Origin of the sequence: Massilia luteola (genome assembly GCF_034420155.1) — a bacterium.
Classification (GTDB): domain Bacteria; phylum Pseudomonadota; class Gammaproteobacteria; order Burkholderiales; family Burkholderiaceae_D; genus Telluria; species Telluria luteola.
Genome location: NZ_JAXOFN010000001.1, coordinates 35079 through 56777 on the forward strand (window position 1 = coordinate 35079; position 21699 = coordinate 56777).

A 21699-nucleotide genomic window follows, 5' to 3' on the forward strand; every position below is an offset into this window, starting at 1 on the left:
TCAGGCGGCTTCGGCGGGGGCGGCGGCCGGGGCCGGCCGCTTCTTCGGCAGCACGACGATGCGCGTGCCGGCCAGGCGGTCGTGCAGGAAGCGGCGGTCGCGGTCGAGGAAGGCCGTCAGGCTCCAGCCCAGCACGCCCAGGGCGATGGCGGCGCCGACCTGCCCCTTGTCCTTCAGGCCGAGCGCCGCGCAGGCGAGGAGGGCCGGCAGGAACCAGCCCCACGCCAGCAGGTAGCGCACGATGGCGGTCGTCAGCGGCAGGCGCGCGTGATCGGCCGTCACGACCTGCATGCGCCACGTCTTCATGGCGAGCGTGTGGCCGCTGTTGGTCCAGCCCCAGACGAAATAGGCGCCGGTGACGACGAACAGCCAGACCTTCAGGCCGTACTGGAACACGGGGGCGTGATTGTTGAGGGTGATGAGCAGGTACAACGCCACCGCCAGCATCTCGACCGCCAGCAGCAGGAAGGTCTCGTAGACCATCGCGATCAGGCGGCGTTTGATGGTTGGCGTGTCAGTCATGCGGACCTCAGGCGTTGTTGGGTGTGATGCCCCAGTTGGCCGGCACCTGCTTTTCCGGTTCGGGCGCGGGCGGCTTGGCGGGCGTCGGCGGCTGCACCGGTTGCGGCGGCACCGGCGTCGCGGACGCCGGGGGCACGCAGGGCGGGGCGGCCGATACCGTGTTCTTGACCATGCCGGCCGGGCACGACGTCGCGCCCTGGCCCAGCGGCGCGACGACCTTGCCGCTGGCCTGCGACGGCACCACCCGCGGCGACTTGCGCGCGGTGGCCGATGCGGCCAGCTTTTTCTTTTGCTCTTCCGGCAGCTGTTGATAGGTTTCCCACGTGGCGTTCTTTTGCTCGGGAGCGATCTTGCGGGTGCGCGTATAGGTTTCGCGCGCCAGTTCACGCTGCTCGGGCGTCAGCTTGGCCCATTCGCGCATGCGTTCGTGCACGCGCGCCTGTTCCGCCGGTTTCAGGCCGGCGAAGCGGTTCGCGAGCTGCAGCCATTTCTGCTTGCGCACGCCGTCCATCTGGTCCCACTCGGCCTGCAGCGGCTGCAGGGCGACCTGCTGGGCCGGGCTCAGGCTGTGCCACAGGGGCTTGTCGCCGCCTTTGTGGCTGCCGGTCGCCGGCTTGGCGGGCTGGGCGTGCGTGGCGGGGACGGCGGCCGGCGCTTCGCGCGTGGCCGGGCCGGAGGCGGCGGGGAGGGAACCGCCGCGCTGGCTGATGCTCAGTACGGCCGCGCCAACGAGCACGACGGCGGCGGCGGCGCCGGCAAGTTTGAGCTTGTTGGCCGTCATCCTTTACTGGGCTCGCTGCGGCTGTTGCTGTGCTTGCTGCTGTTGTGCCAGGTAAGCGTTGAAACCGTGGTCGGTGTAGGCGGTCAGGGGCAGGTCGTCGGACAGCACGGCCGCATCCAGCTCGGCCAATTCGGCGACGCGCTGCTCACGTTCGTACTGGTAGACGCCGACCATGCCGGCGACCATCGCCAGCAGCGGGGCGACGACGGCGGCGCGCGCCACCCATTGCATCGAGAACAGCGCGCCCAGGTCGAACGTGGCGCGTTGCGGCGCCCTGCCGCGGACCGGCGCATCGGCCTTCTTGCGCGCCAGTGCCTGCGCGCGCGCGGCGGCCAGGCGGTCGGTCGTCGACGCCGGCAGGTTGTCGAGATTTTCGTTCAGGGCATGGCGGATCTTGTACGCCAGGTTGATGTCGTCGGTGTTCATAGTTTAATTCCCTTGGCCTCCAGGGCTTTCTGCAGGGTATGCGTAGCGCGAGAACAATGCGTTTTTACACTGCCCTCGGAGCATCCCATCGCTTCGGCCGTCTCGGCCACATCCATGTCCTGCCAGTAACGCATGAGGAACGCTTCCCGTTGACGCGCCGGGAGTTTTTGTATCTCTTCCTCGATCAGGTGCAGCGTTTGCGCCCGTTCGACCTGGTCCGCGCTGGACTCCGCGGCGGACGTCCCTTCCTCGGCCTCATAAGATGCCAGTATATCAAATTCCGAGTCGTCTTCGTCCCTGCGGCCGAGGCCTCCGAAGAGGCTGACCCAGGTGTTCCTGACTTTTTCGCGGCGGAAGTAATCGAGGATGGTGTTTTGCAGGATGCGCTGGAAGAGCATCGGCAGTTCGGCCAGGGGCTTGTCGCCGTACTTCTCCGCGAGCTTGATCATGGCGTCCTGAACGATGTCGAGCGCTGCCTCGTCCTTGCGGACCGCGTACGCCGCCTGCTTGAAGGCGCGCCGCTCGACACTCTCGAGGAAGTCGTTGAGTTCTTTATCAGTGGCCATGCGATAAGTGGTGGACGCCACCGGTACGTTGCCTGTGGCTTTTCGGAAAACTTTCGAATCCTAGCAAAAATTACGGATGACCGCACCCGAAACCGGCAGGCGCGCGCGTGCGGCCTTGTCGTTTTGACTCTAGAATAGGCGGATTGACGCGATTCCGGAGGCGGGCTTGGTGCGTATCCTCGGCAAGGCAAGTTCGATCAACGTTCGCAAGGTCTTGTGGACCTGTGCCGAACTCGACATTGTATTCGACCGGGAAGACTGGGGCAGCGGTTTCCGTTCGACGCAGGATCCCGCCTTCCTGGCGTTGAATCCGAACGCGATGGTGCCGGTGCTGGTCGACGGCGACGTCGTGCTGTGGGAGTCGAACACGATTTGCCGCTACCTGGCCACGCGCTACGGCGACGGGGCGGCGACGAGCCTGTTGCCGCGCGACGCGCAGGCTCGGGCGCACGTGGAGCAGTGGATGGACTGGCAGGCGACGGAACTGAACAATGCCTGGCGCTATGCCTTCATGGGACTGGTGCGCGGCAGTCCCGCCCACCAGGACCCGGGGCGCCTCGCCGCCGGCATCGCCGACTGGAACCGCCATATGGGCATCCTCGAACGCCAACTGGAGACGACCGGGGCGTATGCGGCCGGCGCGGCGTTCTCGCTGGCCGACGTCGTGCTGGGCCTGTCCGCGCACCGCTGGCGCAAGACGCCGATGGACGACCGGCCGGCTTATCCCGCCGTCGCCGCATGGATGGCGCGGCTGCGGGCGCGGCCCGGCGCGGGCGCGTGGCTGTCCGACGATACGGCGTGAGCCGGCGTGTCGCGGGCACAGGGTGCCCGCCCTACGGCGCCATATCCCCGTGCCATACAACCCCGGGCCCACGATGCAACGTCGAAACGCGTGGTAGGGCGGGCACCCGTGCCCACGATGCGATGCCGAAACGCACGCAAAACTCGTGGAAAAATAATTATTTATCTTGACCAGAATGGTGCGACGCAGTAAGGTATGAAACGCTTTGCACCCCCGAAGCATATTGTCAAGCCAGCTTGTCACACAAAGTCAACCTCGGCATGACGCGCTTTCACAATGTAGGCAGTTTGCTCCAACCCGTGCCACAAGCGCGAGAGATTCGCATTCCGCTACAGTAACTCAAGCTGAACGAGTTGCGTCCAGCGTCGGTTCGTAAGGATCCTACGGTATCCTGAAAGATCGTCGCGACCGCAGAGAGAAGGGAAGCATGAGCACTGTTGCGTGACACGTATCTCGTCAGGGACGAGCATCCGATCAATCTCCCTATGGGTCTTGAAAGGAAACGTATCATGAGTAACGACGCAGCAGCTTCCATCACGGGCGCTGAGATCGTAGTCCGTTGCCTGGCGGAAGAGGGCGTGAAACACGTCTTCGGTTACCCCGGCGGAGCGGTTCTCTACATCTACGACGCCATCTTCAAGCAGGACAAATTCCAGCACATCCTGGTACGTCACGAGCAGGCAGCCGTGCACGCGGCCGACGCGTATTCGCGCAGCTCGAACGAAGTCGGCGTTTGCCTGGTCACGTCCGGTCCGGGCGTCACCAATGCCGTCACCGGCCTCTCCACCGCCTACATGGATTCGATTCCGATGGTCGTGATTTCCGGCCAGGTTCCGACCGCGGCGATCGGCCAGGACGCGTTCCAGGAATGCGACACCGTGGGCATCACGCGCCCGGTGGTGAAACATAATTTCCTCGTCAAGGACGTCAAGGACCTTGCCGAGACGATCAAGAAAGCCTTCTATATCGCACGTACCGGCCGTCCGGGCCCGGTGCTCGTCGATATCCCGAAGGACGTCAGCATGCACAAGGCCGTGTACTCGTATCCGAAAGAGATCGAGATGCGTTCCTACCGCCCCGTCGACAAGGGCCACGCCGGCCAGATCCGCAAGGCGGTGCAGCTGCTGCTGGCGGCCGAGCGTCCGATGATCTATTCGGGCGGCGGCGTCATCCTGGCCAATGCGGCGAACGAATTGAACCGGCTGGTCGACAAGCTCGGCTTCCCGATCACGAACACGCTGATGGGCCTGGGCGCGTTCCGCGCCACCGACGAGAAATTCGTCGGCATGCCCGGCATGCACGGCACCTACGAAGCGAACATGGCGATGCAGCACTGCGACGTCCTGATCGCCATCGGCGCCCGCTTCGACGACCGCGTGATCGGCAACCCGAAGCACTTCGCGACCAATCCGCGCAAGATCATCCACATCGACATCGACCCGTCGTCGATCTCGAAACGCGTGAAGGTCGACATCCCCATCGTCGGCAACGTCAAGGACGTGCTGATCGAACTGCTGTCGCAGCTGGACGCCGCCGAACAGCGTCCGAACCCGGCCGTGCAGAAATGGTGGCAGCAGATCGCAGACTGGCGCGGCCGCCAGTGCCTGCGCTATGCCACCTCGGATGAACTGATCAAGCCGCAATCCGTCGTCGAGAAGCTGTGGGAAGTGACCGGCGGCGACGCGTTCATCACGTCGGACGTGGGCCAGCACCAGATGTGGGCCGCGCAATACTACCCATTCGACAAGCCGCGCCGCTGGATCAATTCCGGTGGCCTGGGCACGATGGGCGTGGGCCTGCCGTACGCGATGGGCGTGCAGATGGCGAACCCCGGCGCGACCGTCGCCTGCGTCACCGGCGAGGGCTCGATCCAGATGAACATCCAGGAACTCGCAACCTGCAAACAGTATCACCTGACGCCGAAGATCATCCTCCTGAACAACCGCTTCCTGGGCATGGTGCGCCAGTGGCAGGAACTCGACTACGGCGGCCGCTACGCCGAGTCGTACATGGATTCCCTGCCGGACTTCGAGAAGCTGGCCGAGGCCTATGGCCACGTCGGCATGCGCATCGAGAAGCCGGGCGACGTGGACGGCGCGCTGCGCGACGCCTTCGCCATGAAGGATCGCCTGGTGTTCATGAACTTCATTACCGACCGTAGCGAAAACGTCTGGCCGATGGTCAAGACGGGCAAGGGCTTGTCGGAAATGCTGCTCGGATCGGAGGACCTGTAATGCGACACATCATCTCCGTCCTGCTCGAAAACGAAGCCGGCGCGCTGTCGCGCGTCGTGGGCCTGTTCTCGGCACGCGGCTACAACATCGAGACGCTGACCGTGGCGCCGACCGAAGACGCCACCTTGTCGCGCATGACCATCGTGACTTCGGGCTCGGACGACATCATCGAGCAGATCACCAAGCACCTGAACCGCCTGATCGAAGTGGTGAAGGTGGTCGACCTGACCGAAGGCCAGCACATCGAGCGCGAGCTCATGCTGATCAAGGTGAGGGCGGTGGGCAAGGAGCGCGAGGAAATGAAGCGCACCGCCGACATCTTCCGCGGCCGCATCATCGACGTGACGGAAAAAACGTACACGATCGAGCTGACGGGCGCGAAGACGAAGCTGGACGCCTTCATCGACGCCATCGACCGCGCCTCGATTCTCGAGACCGTCCGCACGGGTGGTTCCGGCATCGGCCGCGGCGAGCGCATCCTCAAGGTTTGACGCCGGTGGTGTGGTGGGCACGGGGTGCCCACCCTACGGCGTCCGTTGCGCCGGCAAATGAACGTAGGGTGGGCTCCCCGAGCCCACCGAACACATAACGAAACACATAAAAGTACAGGAATAATCATGAAAGTTTTCTACGACAAAGACTGCGACCTCTCCCTCATCAAAGGCAAGAACGTCGCCATCATCGGCTATGGCTCGCAAGGCCACGCACACGCCCAGAACCTGACGGAATCGGGCGTCAATGTCACCGTCGGCCTGCGCCGCGGCGGCGCGTCCTGGGGCAAGGTCGAACAGGCCGGCATCAAGGTCGCTGAAGTCAACGAGGCGGTCAAGGCCGCCGACGTCGTCATGATCCTGCTGCCGGACGAGAACATCGCCGAAGTCTACAAGAACAACGTCGAGCCGAACATCAAGCAGGGCGCCGTGCTGGCGTTCGCGCACGGCTTCAACGTGCACTACGGCCAGGTCGTGCCGCGCGCCGACCTGGACGTCATCATGATCGCACCGAAGGCCCCGGGCCACACCGTGCGCGGCACCTATCGCCAGGGTGGCGGCGTGCCGCACCTGATCGCCATCTACCAGGACAAGTCGGGCTCGGCGCGCGACATCGCCCTGTCGTACGCGATGGCCAACGGCGGCGGCAAGGCCGGCATCATCGAAACCAACTTCCGTGAAGAAACCGAAACCGACCTGTTCGGCGAGCAGGCCGTGCTGTGCGGCGGTACCGTCGAGCTGATCAAGGCCGGCTTCGAAACGCTGGTGGAAGCCGGCTACGCGCCGGAAATGGCCTACTTCGAGTGCCTGCACGAGCTGAAGCTGATCGTCGACCTGATCTACGAAGGCGGCATCGCCAACATGAACTACTCGATCTCGAACAACGCGGAATACGGCGAATACGTCACCGGCCCGCGCGTCGTGACCGAAGACACGAAGAACGCGATGCGCCAGTGCCTGAAGGACATCCAGACCGGCGAATACGCCAAGTCCTTCATCCTGGAAAACAAGGCCGGCGCCCCGACCCTGATCTCGCGCCGCCGCCTGACGGCCGAGCACCAGATCGAAGAAGTCGGCGCCAAGCTGCGCGCGATGATGCCGTGGATCGCCAAGAACAAGCTGGTCGACCAGTCGAAGAACTGATCGTTTAGTTCGCTGAAGTACCGTCGCCCCTGCGCAGGCAGGGGCCCAATCCGGCGTTGCCGCAACGCTGGAACCTGGGCCCCCCGCCTGCGCGGGGGCGACGCTTTTTTGGGGGCGCTCAGATTCGCTGTCGTCGCGCCACGCCGGTCAGCAATCCGGCGCCCAGCACCAGCATCGCCCACTCCCCCGGCTCGGGCACCGGCGCGGGTCCGCCCTGGATCTCGCCCGAGACGCCCACGTCATAGATCACATGCCCCTCGATCCACGTGTCGCCGGTGTTCGCCCAGCTCACCGTCGCGGTCCGCGTCAGGTCGAACGACGACGGAAAGTCGCCGGCCTGGCTCGTTCCGGCCGAGCCGAACAGGCCGTCCACGATCGGCGCGCTCCACGCGCCCGAGGCGGTGCGGTAGTACAGCGTCGCGAAGGCGTTGGCGCCGCCGTATTCGCTGGCGGTCGCGCCCTCGTCGAGGGCCATGGCGATGGCGACGTCGAACGAGAACGCGATGCCCGTGTGCGGCGCCAGCGTGAAATACCAGGGCGCCAGCGTCGCGGTCGCGGCGCCGCGCGTGAACGCATCGGGCGCGGTGTCGACGTCGAGCGCCGTGCGCACGCCGAGCCGGCCCAGGCTGGCGTCCACGTGCACCTCGGGCGTCCAGTTGCGCGACAGCGTCGTGGGCGTGGTCGCCGTGACGTCGGCGATGTGCTCGTCCGGGCGCGTGCCGGGCGCCATCAGCAGGCTCTGGACGCTCAGCGCGACCGCCTGCCCATTCGTGAAGTTCACGGCCGGCGCGAGGCCGTCGGCGGGCGTGAGGTCGGTCAGGGTGTAGCGCAGGTTCGTGGCCTCCGCGGTACCCTGGACCTGGCCCCAGGCCGGTGCGGACGCGGCCAGCGCGGCCAGCAGGGACAAGGCGATGCGCATGATCTTCTCCTCGACGCGAACGGCATGATGATCGGGCTAACTTAGCACGGTCGCGTCCGCATGCGTCGCGCCGTGTATGGCGTGCGCAACTGCACTCCTTTGCAATCAATTGCAACTTTCCATTACACAAACTCGACTTCCGCGCAAAACCGGTTATCGTTCTCGTGCCGCGGCACCACGCCGCGCATGCCATCAAGGAGAACAACGATGTCCATCAAAAAACTCGTCCTGCTGTCCGCGCTGACCTGCGCGTTCGCGGCCCAGGCGCAAGTCCAGGCCGCACCGGCCGTCGCCACCACGAGCGGCACGCTGGTCGTCGTGCCCGCGTTCGGCGAAGTGAAACATGCCAACGACGAGGCCACCGTCACGTTCGCGGTCGAGGAACAGGACAAGGACCGCGCCGCGGCCACGGCCCGCGTCAACCAGAAGATGAAGCAGGGCACCGACACCGTGCGTCGCGAGGACCCGCAGGCGGAACTCAAGACGGTCGGTTACTACACCTACCCTGTCTATCCGGAAGTGCCGGACGGTCCGCGTCCGCTGGCGCATCCCGCGGCGCGCCGCATCCCGGTCGGCTGGCGCGTCGGCCAATATCTCGAAGTCAAAACGCGCAACCTGCAGGGGCTGCCGAAGACGGTTGCGGCCGCGCAGAAGATCCTCAACCTGAACGGCATCGATTACCACCTGAGTCCGGAATTGTCGAAGCGCCTCGACGACGAGCGCATCGCGGCGACGTACCGCAACCTGAACGAGCGCATCGCATCGATCGCGCGCGCGATGGGCCGCAACGTCGGAGATGCCGTCATCGACACGGTCGACTTCGAAGGCAGCGGCAATTACGCCGGCGGGCAGGCCGAGGCGGTGCCGACGATGATGCGCATGACGGCCAAGCGCGCCGACGTGGCCGAGATGCCGGAACCGAGCTTCGAGCCGGGGGAAACGACGTTGCAGATGCGTCTCGTCGGCAAGGTGAAATTCCGCTGACGATAGTGGTTCGCTAACACGGGGGTGCGGACACTATAATGGCGTGGTCCCGCGCCGCTGCGCACTGTTAAGAAAAAGAAACCTATGCCGAACCTTCCCCGACGCCGCAAACCCGGCGCCATCAAGGCACCCCGCTTCGCCCGGTTCAGCCGCGTCCGCAAGTCCGACGCCGCCGCGGGCCGCCCGCGCCGGGGCATCTTCCTGCTGCCGAATGCCTTCACGACGGCCGCGCTGTTCGGCGGCTTCTACGCGATCGTGATGGCGATGAACCAGCGCTTCGACCAGGCCTGCTGGGCCGTGTTCATCGCGATGGTGCTGGACAGCCTGGATGGCCGCGTCGCCCGCCTGACGAACACGCAATCCGAATTCGGCGCCCAGTACGACAGCCTGTCCGACATGGTCTCGTTCGGCGCCGCGCCGGCCCTCGTCATCTACGAATGGTCGCTGCGCGGCCTGGGCAAGCTGGGGTGGATCGCCGCGTTCGTCTATTGCGCCGGCGCCGCGCTGCGGCTGGCCCGCTTCAACACGAACATCGAAGTGGTCGACAAGCGTTTCTTCCAGGGCTTGCCGAGCCCGGCCGCCGCCGCGCTCGTCGTGGGCTTCGTGATGATGATGACGGACCCGGACATCAACGTCAGCGCGCGCAAGGTCGACTGGATCTCGTGGGGCATCGCGCTGTTCGCCGGCCTGACGATGGTCACGAACGTGCCGTTCTACAGCTTCAAGGACGTCAATTTCCGCAAGTCCGTGCCGTTCATCGTCGTGTTCCTGATCGCTCTTGCGCTGGCGCTGCTGGCGATCGACCCGCCCAAGGTCTTGTGGCCGCTGTTCGTCGTGTACGGCCTGTCCGGCTACGTCGTGTACCTGTGGCGTCTTGCCAAGGGCAAGCCCGTCAGCATCATCCAGACGGATGAAGAGACGCTCGACCCGAGCGAGCGGCGCTGAAACGGCGGGAGTCCACCAACGACAACGCCCCTTCCGGGGCGCTGTTGCGATGATCCTTTCCGGCCGGCGTCAGCTGGCCTTGGCCGGCTTGCCTTGCGGGCCCTGTTGGCCGGTCTGCTGGCCGCCCTGGACATTGCCGCGGAACGTGCCGTCACGCGCATCGGCGTCGGCGTGCATGCCGGCCTCCGCGCCGTTACCGCCGCTTTGCAGATTGCCGCGGTGCACGCTGCCGCTGGCGCCGGCGTGCTGGAACGGATCGCGGAAGTTCTTCAGCGTGTCCTGCTGGGTGCGCAGGCTGTTCTGCGTCTCTTCGGACGCGACGCGCGCCACCTCGTCGGCCAGCGTCCTGGCCGTACGCGAGGTCTCGGGGACGTGCTGCTCGGCCACGCGGGCCATCTCGACCTGGGAGTCGGCCATGACGCGGGACAGGTGCTGCTGGTAGGCGCGCAGCTTGTCCGCGGCGGGCTGGGCGCGCGACGCGGCGGCCGAGATGATCTCGGCCGGATGATTGGTGGTCAGCAGTTGTTGGCCGGCGATACTGCTCTCTTCGAGCAGTGTCTGACTCAACTGGATGTTGGCCTCGACGATGTTCTGGATCGAACGCGACCACGATTTCGACATGTCGTTGAGGAAGGCGACCTGGGCGTCCAGGTGCGAACGGATTGCGGGCGTAACCGATTGCGAGAATAGGAACATGGATGACCTCATTAAAGTGTATCCGCTCTATGAAATGCGATGCCCTGGCATGAAGATGCCAAAAATCAATAGACCTCGATAATTTTGCACCGCACAATCACGCTACTTCGCAAAATGCGTACTAGCGCGAGTTCGTTAGACTAGACCATTTCGATGACATTTCAACCGCTTTTTCAATCGTGCGGGCGAAATAAATGACTTGCATCAGCGTTTTCCCACGCAAGCGGCCAATTGTTTTTTTGTACAGTATCCTGTCGGCTTTTAAACGAAATTGCTGCGACGCAGCAGGTCTGTCATGGGGGCACGGCGCACCCTGTCAATCGCGCGCGGTGCGCCATTCCTGCCCGTTGGCCGTCGATTCATGCGCCGGACAATTGGTCTGTCTCCACTTGCCGTGCTTTTCGACCATGTCGATGCTCGTCGCGGGCGAGCGCTCCGTCATGCAATAGGTGCCGCCGCCCGTGATGACGCGCGTGCGGCGGGCGCCGTCGCCCGTATTGTTCACAAGTTCCGCCGTCTTGGGCGCTTCGTACCACGCGTTCGGCGCCATGTCGGCCGCGGCCTGGATGCCCTTGCGCAGGCGGATCTGCGGGCTGTCCAGCGGCGCCACGATGTACGGGTTATTTTCCTTGCGCAGCGCGCGGTCGACCGCGCCCGCGTCGCGGCGTGCCCGTTCGAGCAGCGCGGCGGCGGCGGACGGCGCGGCAGGCGCCGCCGGTGCGGATGCGGCCGCGGCGGGGGCGCTCACGGCCGGCGGTGCGGCAGGCGGCGTCGGCCGCACCAGCGTGATCGCATTCGTCCGCGGGACCACGTGCGGCCGGGCCGGCGCCATGCGCTCGTCCTCGCGGCGCGGCAGGGGCGCGGCGGGCGCGGGCAGGCGTATCCACTGGATGGTCGTGCGTGGGGGCTCCGGCGCGACGGGAGGCAGCCGGCGCGTCGCCTGCCAGCCCAGGATCAGGACGGCATGCACGAGCACCGTGGCGGCGATGCCGGCAGGGCGGCGGTCGCGCGGCGGAAGGAGGGCGGGAGCGGTGGCGATCATGGCGTCCCAGTATAGCCAGCGCCGGGCGTGCCATTCTCACACATTGTCGCGCGCCGTCAGCGGCGGTGGAAGCGGTCGTCGTACATCGGGTCCGGCCCGTTGAGCATCTGGCGCACGACGCCCTGTTCGTCGAAGTGGACGTTCATCATCGAATTCCACACGCCGGCTTCCTTGTAGCGGTAGGACCAGACTACGTAGTTGTGCGTGTACACGCGCGAGACTTCGGCGGGGCGGCCGAAGTGGCGCAGGATGTCGTCACGGGTCCAGCGGTCGACCTTGACCTGCGCGAAGTTCTCGCTGGTGAGCACCTGGTCGTACGAGACGAGGCGGCCGTCCGGGCCGATGTGCGCCATGTACTGGAACTGTCCCATCGGCTGGCCGCGGTATTCGAGCATCTGCCCGCCGTCCGGCAACGGGTAGGCGGCGTTCGGCTGGCCCAGCTGCGCCGTGACCGCGGCCAGCGGCGCGCCCGCGGGCGGCGGCTGCCGCAGCAGCGTGGTGCAGGCCGACAGGGCCAGCGCGGCGGCGAGCGCCACGCCGGCCGCGCGCGGCGTCGAACGGAATCGGGTGGTCATCGCATTCCTCCGTTGGCGCGGTCAGACGCCTTTCGAGCGGTCGTCGAGCAGCGGATCGGGGGTGATGTCCGTGTGGTGCACTTCGCCCCGGCCGTTGAAATAGATGTTCATGAACGAATCCCAGACGCCGTCCTGCTTGTAGCGGTACGACCAGACTTCGAAGCCGTTCGCGCGCGCGCGCCCGACCTCGGCCGGGCGGCCGAAGTTGCGCAGGATGTCGTCCTTCGTCCAGTGGCCGGGCTGCACCTTCGCGAAGTTTTCGCTCGTCAGCACCTGGTCGTACGAGACCAGCCGGCCGTCGGCGCCGATGCGCGCCATGTGCTGGTACTGGCTCATCGGCTGGCCGCGGTATTCCAGCACCTGGCCGCCGGCGGGATCCGGATACACGGCATCCGGCTTGCCCAATTTCGCCGTCACCTCGGCCAGCGGGGTGCCGGCGGGCGGCGTGCGGCTGAAGGTCGCGCAGGCGGACAGGGACAGGGCGAGTGCGAAGGCGGCGGCGATGTTCTTGGTCGGATTGTTCATGGTATGGTCGCATCATCGGGCGTGCCGGAACGGCATCGCCAACCCGCCGATTTTAACGGAAGACGACGAAACACTGGCTCCTGGCCGCATTTTCACCTATACTTCCCGGTCTTGGCCTTCCGGCCAGGTTTTTTATTAATTCACGGTGCGCTGGGTTCCGACTCTTGCACCGCATGTGAAAGGCAACATCATGACCGTAGAAAACATCAACAAGGCCGCGATCATCGCGGACAACGCACGCGGCGACAAGGACACCGGTTCGCCGGAAGTCCAGGTTGCACTGCTGACCGCCCGCATCAACGATCTGAACGGCCACTTCAAGCAACACCAGAAGGACCACCACTCGCGCCGCGGCCTGATCATGATGGTCAACCGTCGTAAGAGCCTGCTGGCTTACCTGAAGCGCAAGGATCTGAACCGTTACCGCGACCTGATCTCCAAGCTCGGCCTGCGTAAGTAATCAGCAGTTCCTGAGCATTGCGCCAGACGGCACAAGCTTCGAAATGCCTGCGTCAGTTTTACTGTCGCGGGCATTTTTCGTTTTTGTAGTCAGTCGGGGTCAGAGCACACCCGTGAAAACCGTGCTCTGACCCCGAAAAACGAAGGAAAAAAACGTAGTTGAGGTGAACGACAGCGCCTGAAAATCTGTCGGCAAATAGAAAGGGATTACCCATGTTTAACAAAGTTACGAAAACCTTCCAGTACGGCGACCATACCGTCACCCTCGAGACCGGCGAAATCGCCCGTCAAGCCAGTGGCGCCGTCCTCGTGTCGGTCGAAGACACCGTCGTCCTCGCGACCGTGGTGGCCAGGAAGGACGCGAAGCCGGGCCAGGATTTCTTCCCGCTGACCGTCGACTACATCGAGAAGAGCTATGCCGCCGGCAAGATCCCGGGCGGTTTCTTCAAGCGCGAAGGCCGTCCGTCGGAGAAGGAGACGCTGACGTCGCGCCTGATCGACCGTCCGATCCGTCCGCTGTTCCCGGAAGGCTATCTGAACGAAGTCCAGGTAATCATCCACGTCCTGTCGGTCAATCCGGAAATCGATCCGGACATCCCGTCGATGATCGGTGCCTCGGCCGCCCTGTGCGTGGCCGGCATCCCGTTCAACGGCCCGATCGGCGCCGCGCGCGTCGGTTACGCGAACGGCCAGTACATCCTGAACCCGACCACCGCCCAGCTCAAGACGTCGCAGATGGACCTGGTCGTGGCCGGTACCGAACACGCCGTGCTGATGGTCGAATCCGAAGCGCAGCAGCTGTCGGAAGAAATCATGCTGGGCGCGGTCGTCTACGGCCACGAGCAGATGAAGGCCGTGATCGACGCGATCCATGCGCTGGTCGAAGAAGGCGGCAAGCCGGAAGTCGAATGGTCGCCGGCACCCAAGAACGAAACCCTGATCGGGCAGGTCGCGCAACTGGCCGACGCGAAGATCCGCGACGCCTACCAGACCCGCGAAAAGTCGGCGCGCCAGCAAAAGCTGAAGTCGCTGTCGACCGAAGTGATGGCAGGCCTGGCCGGGCAGGGCATCGACGCCGACTCGGCTGAAGTCGGCAACATCCTGTTCGACATGGAAGCCAAGGTCGTGCGTTCGCAGATCCTGGAAGGCGAGCCGCGCATCGACGGCCGCGACACCCGCACCGTGCGTCCGATCTCGATCCGCACCAGCGTCCTGCCGCGCACCCACGGTTCCGCCCTGTTCACCCGCGGCGAAACCCAGGCGCTCGTGATCGCCACGCTGGGCACCGGCCGCGACAGCCAGAAGATCGACGCGCTGATGGGCGAGTACACCGACGACTTCATGATGCACTACAACATGCCCCCGTTCGCCACCGGCGAAACGGGCCGCGTGGGCACGCCGAAGCGCCGCGAGATCGGCCACGGCCGCCTGGCCAAGCGCGCGCTGATCGCCGCGCTGCCGGCGCCGGAAGAGTTCAGCTACTCGGTCCGCCTGGTGTCGGAAATCACCGAATCGAACGGTTCCTCGTCGATGGCTTCCGTCTGCGGCGGTTGCCTGGCGCTGATGGACGCCGGCGTGCCGATGAAGGCCCACGTGGCCGGCATCGCCATGGGCCTGATCAAGGAAGGCGGCAAGTTCGCCGTCCTGACCGACATCCTGGGCGATGAAGACCACCTGGGCGACATGGACTTCAAGGTCGCCGGCACCGCCAACGGCATCACGGCGCTGCAGATGGACATCAAGATCCAGGGCATCACCAAGGAAATCATGCAGGTGGCACTGGCGCAAGCCAAGGAAGGCCGTCACCACATCCTGGCCGAGATGCAGAAGGCCATGCCGACCGTGAAGACCGAGCTGTCGGACTTCGCCCCGCGCCTGATCACCATCAAGATCAACCCGGAAAAGATCCGTGACGTGATCGGCAAGGGCGGCGCCGTCATCCGCGCGCTGACCGAAGAGACCGGCACGCAGATCGACATCACCGACGAAGGCATCGTGACCATCGCCTCGGTCGACGCCGCCGCCGGCCAGGAAGCCAAGCGCCGCATCGAAGAGCTGACGGCATCGGTCGAAGTGGGCAAGACCTACGACGGCACCGTGCTGAAGCTGCTGGACTTCGGCGCGATCGTGCAGGTGATGCCGGGCAAGGACGGCCTGCTGCACATCTCGCAGATCGCCAACGAGCGCGTCAACGCCGTCGCCGACTACCTGAAGGAAGGCCAGCAAGTGCGCGTGAAGGTCCTCGAGACCGACGAGCGCGGCCGCCTGAAGCTGTCGATGAAGGCAGCGGCTGCGGACGACGCGGCAGCGGCGCAGTAAGCCGGTGGTGGGGCGCCGCGGCGTCCCGCCAGACAAAAAAACCGCCAGTGCGTGAGCCTGGCGGTTTTTTTTATCGGTACGGACGATGTGCTGAATGCAGCGCTTAATTTGGTTGCGCCATGGCAGGATACCGTCCTTGCCCATGGCCAGAAACAAATCGAAGAAGGCAAGTGACCGATCATGGTGATCTGTTCGCCCGGCTCGAACTTCGTGCCCACCCCAAGATGCACCAGTCAGTGGCGTTCGTCAACAAGGTGATCGAACATATCCGCGACGAGGTCGGATCGCTCAAGGACTGGCCATCCAAGGGCGTCCATGTGCGGGAACTGGAGGAGCTTCAACTGGGCCAGTACCGGGAGCTCCCCGCGGGCCGGCAGCGCATCATAATCGAACGCACGGGCGACGCGTTCTACATCCACATCGTTTGCCATACGGGCCGCGATCTCGAATCGCTGTTGCGCCGCCGGCTGCTGGCTGCTTAGGCCGCCAGCGCGGCCTTCTGCGCGGCCGTGAGGCGCTTGCCGACGATGACGATCGTGATGGCCGGTGCGGTCGGCACGGCCTGGACGACCGGCCGGGCGGCCAGTTGCAGGGGCGCGGCGGGGGCGGCGAAGGTGTTCGAGATGCTCACTGCCACGACCAGGGCTGCGAGAAAGACGGCTTCCATGTTTTTTGCGATGTTCATTTTTTTCTTTCCGTTTCGTTTGACTGTACGGACATTATCGGAACGGATGAGATATAAATCCAATTTCAAGTTCAAATACTCGGCATTCCCCCGGTAAATATCTTGCTGGCCGGACAGCGCAGTGATATCACGACAGTGAATAATTTGATTGAAGTCCATGAATGAGGTGGCTGGATTTTCGCGCCGTGCGCGGAACCGTCGGCCTGCGCCCGCGCACATATGCCCAGTGCCGATCAGGCAGCCGACGACTGGACATCATGGACAAACTATTCTTCATCCAACATTTTTTCTCTAAAAAACCGCCGGCGAAGCCCGACCGGCACCCGGCCTGCGCGTCGTTGAGCGACGGGAGGCTGGTGGTGACGGCGCGCGGTCCCGCCGCGCGACACCTGAGCGACGACGTCGACTGGGGCCATATGCGGGGCCTGCCGCGAAAAGGCGGAGAGACGGCATAAGGGGGACACGTGCAACATGATGCCGGCACTGCCCCTGGCACGCTCGACGGTTCGCCGGCGCGGATCAGGGCGCTGCTGCGCGAACTGATCGAGCTGGCCGGCGACGACGAGGGCGGCATGCCCACGCTCGAGCTCCGGTTTGGCGATATCCTGACGCGTACCGCCCTGCATGCGCCGGACGAGAATGCCCTCGTGATCACGGCCATGCTGCCGCCGTGCGGCGAGGGCGGATACCGGCCGCCGCACGGGCAGCACATGGAATTCCTCTGGGATGCGGACGAGGGCCGCTATATCGGCTTGCGCCTGGTGCCCATCGGATCGCTGCCGGACGAACGCGGCGTGCTGGATGCGATCCTGGCGACGGCCGACATGGCGGCGGCCTGGTTGACGGCGCTGCGTCGCGGCGCCTAGGCGGCCGGGTCGCCCGGGTCGGCAAGGCGGCGCGCGAAGCGGACCCGCGCCTCCAGTCCGGTGACCGCGCCCGCCGCGCCGCAGTTGCACAGCGTCAGTTCGGCGTGCATCGACACCCCGATTTCGGCGCAGATCGCGAGCCCCAGGCCGCCGCCTTTCGAGTTGTGGGCGGCGGCGAACGGTTCGAACACGCGCATCTCCTGCTGGTCGGCGATACCGGGACCGGAATCCCAGACGCACAGCAGGGCGCCCCCGTCGAGGGGCGCGACGCGAATGCCGAGGCGGGACTCGGCCGGCGTGTGGCGGATCGCATTGTGCAGCAGGTTCGACACCATCTCGGCGGCCATCCAGTGGCGTCCCTCGACCCAGACGCTGCTGGCGTCCAGCTCGAAATCGAGGTTCTTGTCCGAGATCAGCGGGGACAGGTCGATCGCCACCTCGCGCGCCACGTCCGCCAGGTTGCACCGCTCGCGCGTGGGCTTGCCGCGCAATTGCTCGATCCTGGCGAGCGACAGCAACTGATTGGCCAGCTTGGTGGCGCGCTCGACCGTTGAACGCATTTCGCGCAGTGCCAGTTCCGGCTCGATGTCGCCGCTCAGTCCCGATTGCAGCTGCGTCTGCAGCACGGCCAGCGGCGTGCGCAGCTGGTGCGACGCGTTCGCCACGAAATGCTGCTGCAGGTCGACGGTGCGGTGCAGCCGGCTCATCAGCTGGTTCAATGCCGCCACCACCGGCCGCAGTTCGCGCGGCGCGGACGCGCAGTGGAGGGCCGACAGATCGTCTTCGTGGCGCGCGTCGAGCTGCGCGCGCAGGCTGTCGAGCGGGCGCATGGCCAGCGTGACGACGGCCATCGTCACCGCGGCCGCGACCGCCAGCAGCAGCGCCTGTCCGAGCACCGTGCCCCACAGGATGCCGCTCACTACCTCGCGCCGATACGTCAGCGGTTCGGCGATCTGGATGATGAGATCGTCTTCGTGGTGCCGCAGCTTCGACGGTTGCGCCAGCGCGGCGACGCGCACGGGCGCGCTGCCGTAGGTGCTTTCGTAGACTTTCAGCAGGGTCGGCTCTTTCGGCCACCGGACGTTGTTGTTGCGGAAGGTCGGCAAGTCCTCGTCGCCCGCGACATACCGGCCGTTGCGGTCGCTGATCTTGTAGATCATCCGGGTCGAAAACCCCGCCTCGTAGACTTCCAGCGCGGCGAAGGCCACCTCGTTGAGCAGGTGACCATTCTCCATTGCAAGATCGTTGCCGATCGAATAGGCGGTCGTCACCAGCATGCGGTCGTAGGCCGTGTTGGCCGAATCGAGCGCGCGCTCGTACAGGCGGAAGGCATTGAGGACGATGAACAGCGCGATCGGCGCCAGGATCCCGGCCAGCAGGTAACGGCGCAGCGAGCGGTCGCGCAGCGCGAACTTCATGCCGGCCGCACGGTCTCGGGACGCAGCAGGTAGCCGACGCCGCGCAGCGTCATGATCTCGGTCCTGGTCGCCATCAGTTTCTTGCGCAGGCGGTGGATGACGACCTCGATGGCCTCGACCTGGACGCTGGCGTCTTCGGGAAAGACCACTTGCAGCAGCCGTTCGCGATTGACGGCGTGGCCCGGGCGGGCGATCAGGGCCTTCAGCAAGGCCTGCTCGCGCGGCGTGAATTCGAGCGGCTCCTCGCCGTTGTAGAACGCGCCCGAACTGCGTTCGAAGCGCAGCCGCCCGCATTTCTGCATCGACTCTTCCCCATTCCCCTTGCGCCGCAGCTGGGCGTGGATGCGCGCCTCCAGCTCTTCCAGGTCGAACGGCTTGGCGAGGTAGTCGTCGGCGCCGGCGTTCAGGCCCGCGACCCGGTCGCCGACCGCGCCGCGCGCGGTCAGCACGATGACCGGGACGCCGATCGACAGGGCGCGCGTGCGCTGGAGGATGTGCAGGCCGTCCAGGGAGGGAATGTTCAGGTCGAGGATGACGAGGTCGTTCGTCTCTTCGCGGATCTGGCGGAAGGCCTGGGCGCCGTCGGCGCAGGTCGTGACCTGGAAACCGCGTTTGTCGAGGGCGCGGGCCAGCGCTTTCGACATGTCGGCATCGTCTTCCACAAGCAGGATTTTCATAGGTCTTCGGGGCGTTGAGTAGTCGGAGTACCGCGAACACTGCTGTTACATCCGCGAATTTACTTGTGCACGAGAAAAAATGGAAGGCGAATGAACTTTCCAAGCGGAAAAAGGTACTTACTGAAAGCGAGTTGAAAGGAAGCTGAAAGCCAGCCGCAAGATTGGCGGGTTTTTGCGGCACCGCAATATCGCAATTCATAAATTGCTTCAATACACTGCGCCCAAGTCGAGCGTCACGCCGCCCCCCCCGGCGGACACATCGGCACAGGGCCCGGCTGTGCGAAGGTTCGCACAGCCGGCTTCCATAACAAGGGATGGGCGCAACTACGAGCGCCCTACAGGAGATGAAATGAAGAAGATGGTGATCAGCGGTATCGCTTTGGCTGTGTCGATGGTGTGCATGTCGGCGGCGTACGCCGAGTCGGCCGTGGCGGCGGGTCCGGTGCGCTTGGCGATCTCGGGCGTGGGCGATGCCCAGTTCGAGTACGTCGACGCGGTCGACGCCGCGGTGCCGGCCCAGGACAAGCCGGGCCGCTTCCGGGTCAGCAACGTCAGTTCCGAGCTGGCCTTCCGCGCCTCGGTGGACCTGGGTGACGGCATGACCGGCCTGGTCAACTACACCACCGGCATTTCCGTCGACAATGCCAACGCCAACACCAGCGGCGGCATGTTCGGCAGCGCGAAAGACGTCTACGTCGGCATCGCGTTCGCCAACGTCGGTACCGTGAAGCTGGGCCGGATGACGGCCGCGGCGCGCTGGAACAGCGGCACCGCCGACTTCTCGCCGATGGGCGCGGGCCTGCAGGACGACCAGGGCATGCTGTCCGGCGCCAGCGGCCAGTCGGCCGTCGGTCCGCAGTTCAACGTCCGCTTCGACAACACGCTGGCGTTCGAATCGGCCAGTTTCGGCGGCCTGTCGGCGCGCGTCTATTACAGCACCAACGAAGGCAAGAGCGCCACGGGCACGGCCAACAGCCCGCACCTGAACGACGGCAGCTTCAGCCTCGGCCTGCAGTACGTCCACGGTCCGCTCGAACTGCGCGTGTCGGGAGAACAGCGCAACGACAAGGGCACGCTGAACGGCACCACCGACCACAACACGCGCGACCGCGACTTCCGCTTCGGCATGCGCTACACCCTGCCGGACGGCACCGTCCTCGGGCTGGGCCACGACCGCATGCGCCTGTCCGACGCCGACGCCACCGGCACGGCCAAGAGCCTGCTGACCAAGCATGGCACCGTCATCTCCGCCCGCCACGCCTTCGGCAAGCATGTCCTGTACGGCGGCGTCGGCGTGGGCAGCGACGTGCGCTGCGAGTACGGCAACGGCAGCGCCTGCAACGGCAACGACACGGGCGCCCGCAACGCGGTCATCGCGTACCAGTACGTGTTCAACAAACAGATGATGTTCGAAACCTTCGCCGCCATCGTCAAGAACGAGGCGCGCGGCCGCTACGACTTCGATTCCGGCGGCGTCGGCGTCCCCACGGGCGCGCAGTCGCGCGCGATCGGTGCGGGCCTGCGCTACGCCTTCTAAGCCATTCCGGCAATACTTAAACGGAGACAACATGAAACGATTTATCGCGGGGGCCGTCGCGGCTCCCCTGCTGGCGCTCGCCGCCGGCCCGGCCAGCGCGTCCGGCGGCACGCTGAACGTGATCTGCGGCGTGCAGGTCGAATGGTGCAGCCTGGTGCAGACGACCTTCTCGCGCGCCACCGGCATCAAGGTCAACATGGTGCAAAAGGGGGCCGGCGAAGCGCTCGCGCAGATCGCCGCCGAAAGCGCCAATCCGAAGACCGACGTGTGGTTCGGCGGCACCGGCGACCCGCACCTGCAGGCGGCCGAGAAAGGCCTGACCCTGGCCTACCAGTCCCCCAACATCAACCTGCTGCGCGACTGGGCGGTGGAGCAGGCCAAGGCAGCGAAGTACAGGACCGTCGGCATCTATTCCGGTCCGCTCGGTTTCGCCTACAACACCGAACTGATGGCCAAGAAAAAGCTGCCCGTCCCGATGTGCTGGGCCGACCTGATCCAGCCGCAGTACAAGGGCGAGGTGCAGATGGCCAATCCGAATTCCTCCGGCACCGCCTACATGGCGATCGCGACCCTCGTCCAGCTCACCGGCGAAGACAAGGCCTTCGAATACCTCAAGAAGCTGCACCAGAACATCAGCCAGTACCCGCGGTCCGGCACGGGGCCGTTGAAGAACGTGTCGCATGGCGAGAACACGATTTCGATCAGCTTCGTGCACGACGTGCCGGGCGAAGTCATCCAGGGTTTCCCGGTGAAGAGCGTCACGCCATGCGAAGGGACCGGCTACGAAATCGGGTCGATGTCGATCGTCAAGGGCGCGCGCAACCTGGCCAACGCCAAGCGTTTCTATGACTGGGCGCTGACCGCGCAGGCGCAGGAACTCGGCGCCGCGGCCAAGCAGTTCCAGCTGCCGTCGAACAAGGCCGCCAAGGTCGATCCGCGCGTGCCGGATGTCAGCCACATCAAGCTGATCAACTACGACTTCGAGAAATACGGCAAGGCGACCGAGCGCAAGCGCCTGCTCGATCGTTGGGAAAAGGAAGTCAACGGCGATTAGAACGCGGCGCCATCCATGGCGCGGTGCCGAGCC

25 protein-coding genes are annotated in these 21699 nt (G+C 65.2%); 13 read left to right on the forward strand and 12 right to left on the reverse strand.

The window, feature by feature from the left end; all coding sequences use genetic code 11:
- Genes U9J41_RS00205 through U9J41_RS00220 form a run of 4 tightly spaced genes read right to left on the reverse strand, consistent with a single transcriptional unit; the run spans position 1 to position 2295 of the window.
- On the reverse strand, positions 1 to 522 hold the full coding sequence (locus tag U9J41_RS00205; protein ID WP_322399592.1) for an RDD family protein: 522 nt from the start codon (positions 520 to 522) through the stop codon (positions 1 to 3).
- A gap of 7 nt (positions 523 to 529) precedes the next feature.
- On the reverse strand, positions 530 to 1303 hold the full coding sequence (locus U9J41_RS00210) for a DUF3106 domain-containing protein (protein ID WP_322399593.1): 774 nt from the start codon (positions 1301 to 1303) through the stop codon (positions 530 to 532).
- A 3-nt stretch (positions 1304 to 1306) separates the two neighbouring features.
- Positions 1307 to 1729, reverse strand: a complete 423-nt coding sequence (locus U9J41_RS00215; protein WP_322399594.1) for a DUF3619 family protein — start codon at positions 1727 to 1729, stop codon at positions 1307 to 1309.
- On the reverse strand, positions 1726 to 2295 hold the full coding sequence (locus tag U9J41_RS00220; protein WP_322399595.1) for an RNA polymerase sigma factor: 570 nt from the start codon (positions 2293 to 2295) through the stop codon (positions 1726 to 1728). Before U9J41_RS00220 ends, U9J41_RS00215 begins: the two co-directional genes overlap by 4 nt.
- Positions 2296 to 2461: 166 nt before the next feature.
- Between U9J41_RS00220 and U9J41_RS00225 the strand changes: the two genes are divergently transcribed.
- The 4 genes from U9J41_RS00225 (at position 2462) to ilvC (ending at position 6965) form a co-directional block, all read left to right on the forward strand.
- The gene (locus U9J41_RS00225; RefSeq protein WP_322399596.1) at positions 2462 to 3097 is read left to right on the forward strand and encodes a glutathione S-transferase family protein; all 636 of its coding nucleotides are present in this window, start codon (positions 2462 to 2464) and stop codon (positions 3095 to 3097) included.
- 509 nt (positions 3098 to 3606) lie between these two features.
- Positions 3607 to 5331, forward strand: a complete 1725-nt coding sequence (locus U9J41_RS00230) for an acetolactate synthase 3 catalytic subunit (RefSeq protein ID WP_322399597.1) — start codon at positions 3607 to 3609, stop codon at positions 5329 to 5331.
- Positions 5331 to 5822, forward strand: a complete 492-nt coding sequence (gene ilvN / locus U9J41_RS00235) for an acetolactate synthase small subunit (protein WP_211521245.1) — start codon at positions 5331 to 5333, stop codon at positions 5820 to 5822. The genes U9J41_RS00230 and ilvN overlap by 1 nt, the downstream gene beginning before the upstream one ends.
- A 126-nt stretch (positions 5823 to 5948) precedes the next feature.
- Positions 5949 to 6965 carry a ketol-acid reductoisomerase gene (gene ilvC, locus U9J41_RS00240; protein ID WP_056442168.1) on the forward strand — a complete coding sequence of 339 codons (1017 nt, stop codon included), beginning with the start codon at positions 5949 to 5951 and terminating at the stop codon, positions 6963 to 6965.
- Positions 6966 to 7083: 118 nt separating this feature from the next.
- On the opposite strand, the gene U9J41_RS00245 is transcribed toward ilvC, so the two are convergent.
- Positions 7084 to 7884 (reverse strand): PEP-CTERM sorting domain-containing protein, encoded by an 801-nt coding sequence (locus tag U9J41_RS00245; protein WP_322399598.1) that lies wholly within the window; start codon positions 7882 to 7884, stop codon positions 7084 to 7086.
- 207 nt (positions 7885 to 8091) lie between these two features.
- On the opposite strand from U9J41_RS00245, the gene U9J41_RS00250 reads away from it, so the two are divergent.
- Entirely contained in the window at positions 8092 to 8868 is a 777-nt protein-coding gene (locus U9J41_RS00250) for an SIMPL domain-containing protein (RefSeq protein WP_322399599.1), read from the forward strand.
- 84 nt (positions 8869 to 8952) lie between these two features.
- Entirely contained in the window at positions 8953 to 9813 is an 861-nt protein-coding gene (gene pssA, locus U9J41_RS00255) for a CDP-diacylglycerol--serine O-phosphatidyltransferase (protein ID WP_322399600.1), read from the forward strand.
- Positions 9814 to 9882: 69 nt separating this feature from the next.
- Here pssA and U9J41_RS00260 read toward each other — a convergent pair whose 3' ends face one another.
- The 4 genes from U9J41_RS00260 to U9J41_RS00275 all read right to left on the reverse strand — a co-directional run bounded on the left by U9J41_RS00260 (position 9883) and on the right by U9J41_RS00275 (position 12651).
- Positions 9883 to 10509 carry a phasin family protein gene (locus tag U9J41_RS00260; protein ID WP_322399601.1) on the reverse strand — a complete coding sequence of 209 codons (627 nt, stop codon included), beginning with the start codon at positions 10507 to 10509 and terminating at the stop codon, positions 9883 to 9885.
- A 316-nt stretch (positions 10510 to 10825) separates the two neighbouring features.
- The gene (locus U9J41_RS00265; protein WP_322399602.1) at positions 10826 to 11551 is read right to left on the reverse strand and encodes a hypothetical protein; all 726 of its coding nucleotides are present in this window, start codon (positions 11549 to 11551) and stop codon (positions 10826 to 10828) included.
- A gap of 56 nt (positions 11552 to 11607) precedes the next feature.
- Positions 11608 to 12126 (reverse strand): outer membrane protein assembly factor BamE domain-containing protein, encoded by a 519-nt coding sequence (gene bamE, locus U9J41_RS00270; protein WP_322399603.1) that lies wholly within the window; start codon positions 12124 to 12126, stop codon positions 11608 to 11610.
- Between the two features lie 21 nt (positions 12127 to 12147).
- The gene (locus tag U9J41_RS00275; RefSeq protein ID WP_322399604.1) at positions 12148 to 12651 is read right to left on the reverse strand and encodes a hypothetical protein; all 504 of its coding nucleotides are present in this window, start codon (positions 12649 to 12651) and stop codon (positions 12148 to 12150) included.
- A gap of 190 nt (positions 12652 to 12841) precedes the next feature.
- On the opposite strand from U9J41_RS00275, the gene rpsO reads away from it, so the two are divergent.
- From rpsO to U9J41_RS00290, 3 genes are all read left to right on the forward strand, one after another.
- Positions 12842 to 13111 carry a 30S ribosomal protein S15 gene (rpsO, locus tag U9J41_RS00280; protein ID WP_056442303.1) on the forward strand — a complete coding sequence of 90 codons (270 nt, stop codon included), beginning with the start codon at positions 12842 to 12844 and terminating at the stop codon, positions 13109 to 13111.
- A gap of 212 nt (positions 13112 to 13323) precedes the next feature.
- Complete coding sequence (gene pnp / locus U9J41_RS00285; RefSeq protein WP_322399605.1) at positions 13324 to 15429, forward strand: polyribonucleotide nucleotidyltransferase; 2106 nt, start codon at positions 13324 to 13326, stop codon at positions 15427 to 15429.
- Between the two features lie 170 nt (positions 15430 to 15599).
- Positions 15600 to 15911: a type II toxin-antitoxin system RelE/ParE family toxin gene (locus U9J41_RS00290; RefSeq protein ID WP_322399606.1), complete on the forward strand. Its 312-nt coding sequence runs from the start codon at positions 15600 to 15602 to the stop codon at positions 15909 to 15911.
- On the opposite strand, the gene U9J41_RS00295 is transcribed toward U9J41_RS00290, so the two are convergent.
- Positions 15908 to 16114 (reverse strand): hypothetical protein, encoded by a 207-nt coding sequence (locus U9J41_RS00295; protein WP_322399607.1) that lies wholly within the window; start codon positions 16112 to 16114, stop codon positions 15908 to 15910. The two genes, U9J41_RS00290 and U9J41_RS00295, sit on opposite strands and share 4 nt — an antisense overlap.
- A 257-nt stretch (positions 16115 to 16371) precedes the next feature.
- On the opposite strand from U9J41_RS00295, the gene U9J41_RS00300 reads away from it, so the two are divergent.
- Together U9J41_RS00300 and U9J41_RS00305 are read left to right on the forward strand one after the other, a co-directional pair.
- Positions 16372 to 16569, forward strand: coding sequence for a hypothetical protein (locus U9J41_RS00300; protein ID WP_322399608.1), 198 nt, complete (start codon positions 16372 to 16374; stop codon positions 16567 to 16569).
- 9 nt (positions 16570 to 16578) lie between these two features.
- On the forward strand, positions 16579 to 16980 hold the full coding sequence (locus U9J41_RS00305; RefSeq protein WP_322399609.1) for a hypothetical protein: 402 nt from the start codon (positions 16579 to 16581) through the stop codon (positions 16978 to 16980).
- Here the strand turns inward: U9J41_RS00305 and U9J41_RS00310 are convergent.
- Together U9J41_RS00310 and U9J41_RS00315 are read right to left on the reverse strand one after the other, a co-directional pair.
- Positions 16977 to 18398 (reverse strand): sensor histidine kinase, encoded by a 1422-nt coding sequence (locus tag U9J41_RS00310; RefSeq protein WP_322399610.1) that lies wholly within the window; start codon positions 18396 to 18398, stop codon positions 16977 to 16979. The two genes, U9J41_RS00305 and U9J41_RS00310, sit on opposite strands and share 4 nt — an antisense overlap.
- Entirely contained in the window at positions 18395 to 19075 is a 681-nt protein-coding gene (locus U9J41_RS00315) for a response regulator transcription factor (RefSeq protein WP_322399611.1), read from the reverse strand. Before U9J41_RS00315 ends, U9J41_RS00310 begins: the two co-directional genes overlap by 4 nt.
- A 349-nt stretch (positions 19076 to 19424) precedes the next feature.
- Here U9J41_RS00315 and U9J41_RS00320 point away from each other — a divergent pair, with 349 nt between their 5' ends.
- Together U9J41_RS00320 and U9J41_RS00325 are read left to right on the forward strand one after the other, a co-directional pair.
- The gene (locus tag U9J41_RS00320; RefSeq protein ID WP_322399612.1) at positions 19425 to 20612 is read left to right on the forward strand and encodes a porin; all 1188 of its coding nucleotides are present in this window, start codon (positions 19425 to 19427) and stop codon (positions 20610 to 20612) included.
- A gap of 31 nt (positions 20613 to 20643) precedes the next feature.
- Positions 20644 to 21666, forward strand: a complete 1023-nt coding sequence (locus U9J41_RS00325; protein WP_322399613.1) for an ABC transporter substrate-binding protein — start codon at positions 20644 to 20646, stop codon at positions 21664 to 21666.
- The last annotated feature ends 33 nt before the right edge of the window (positions 21667 to 21699 follow it).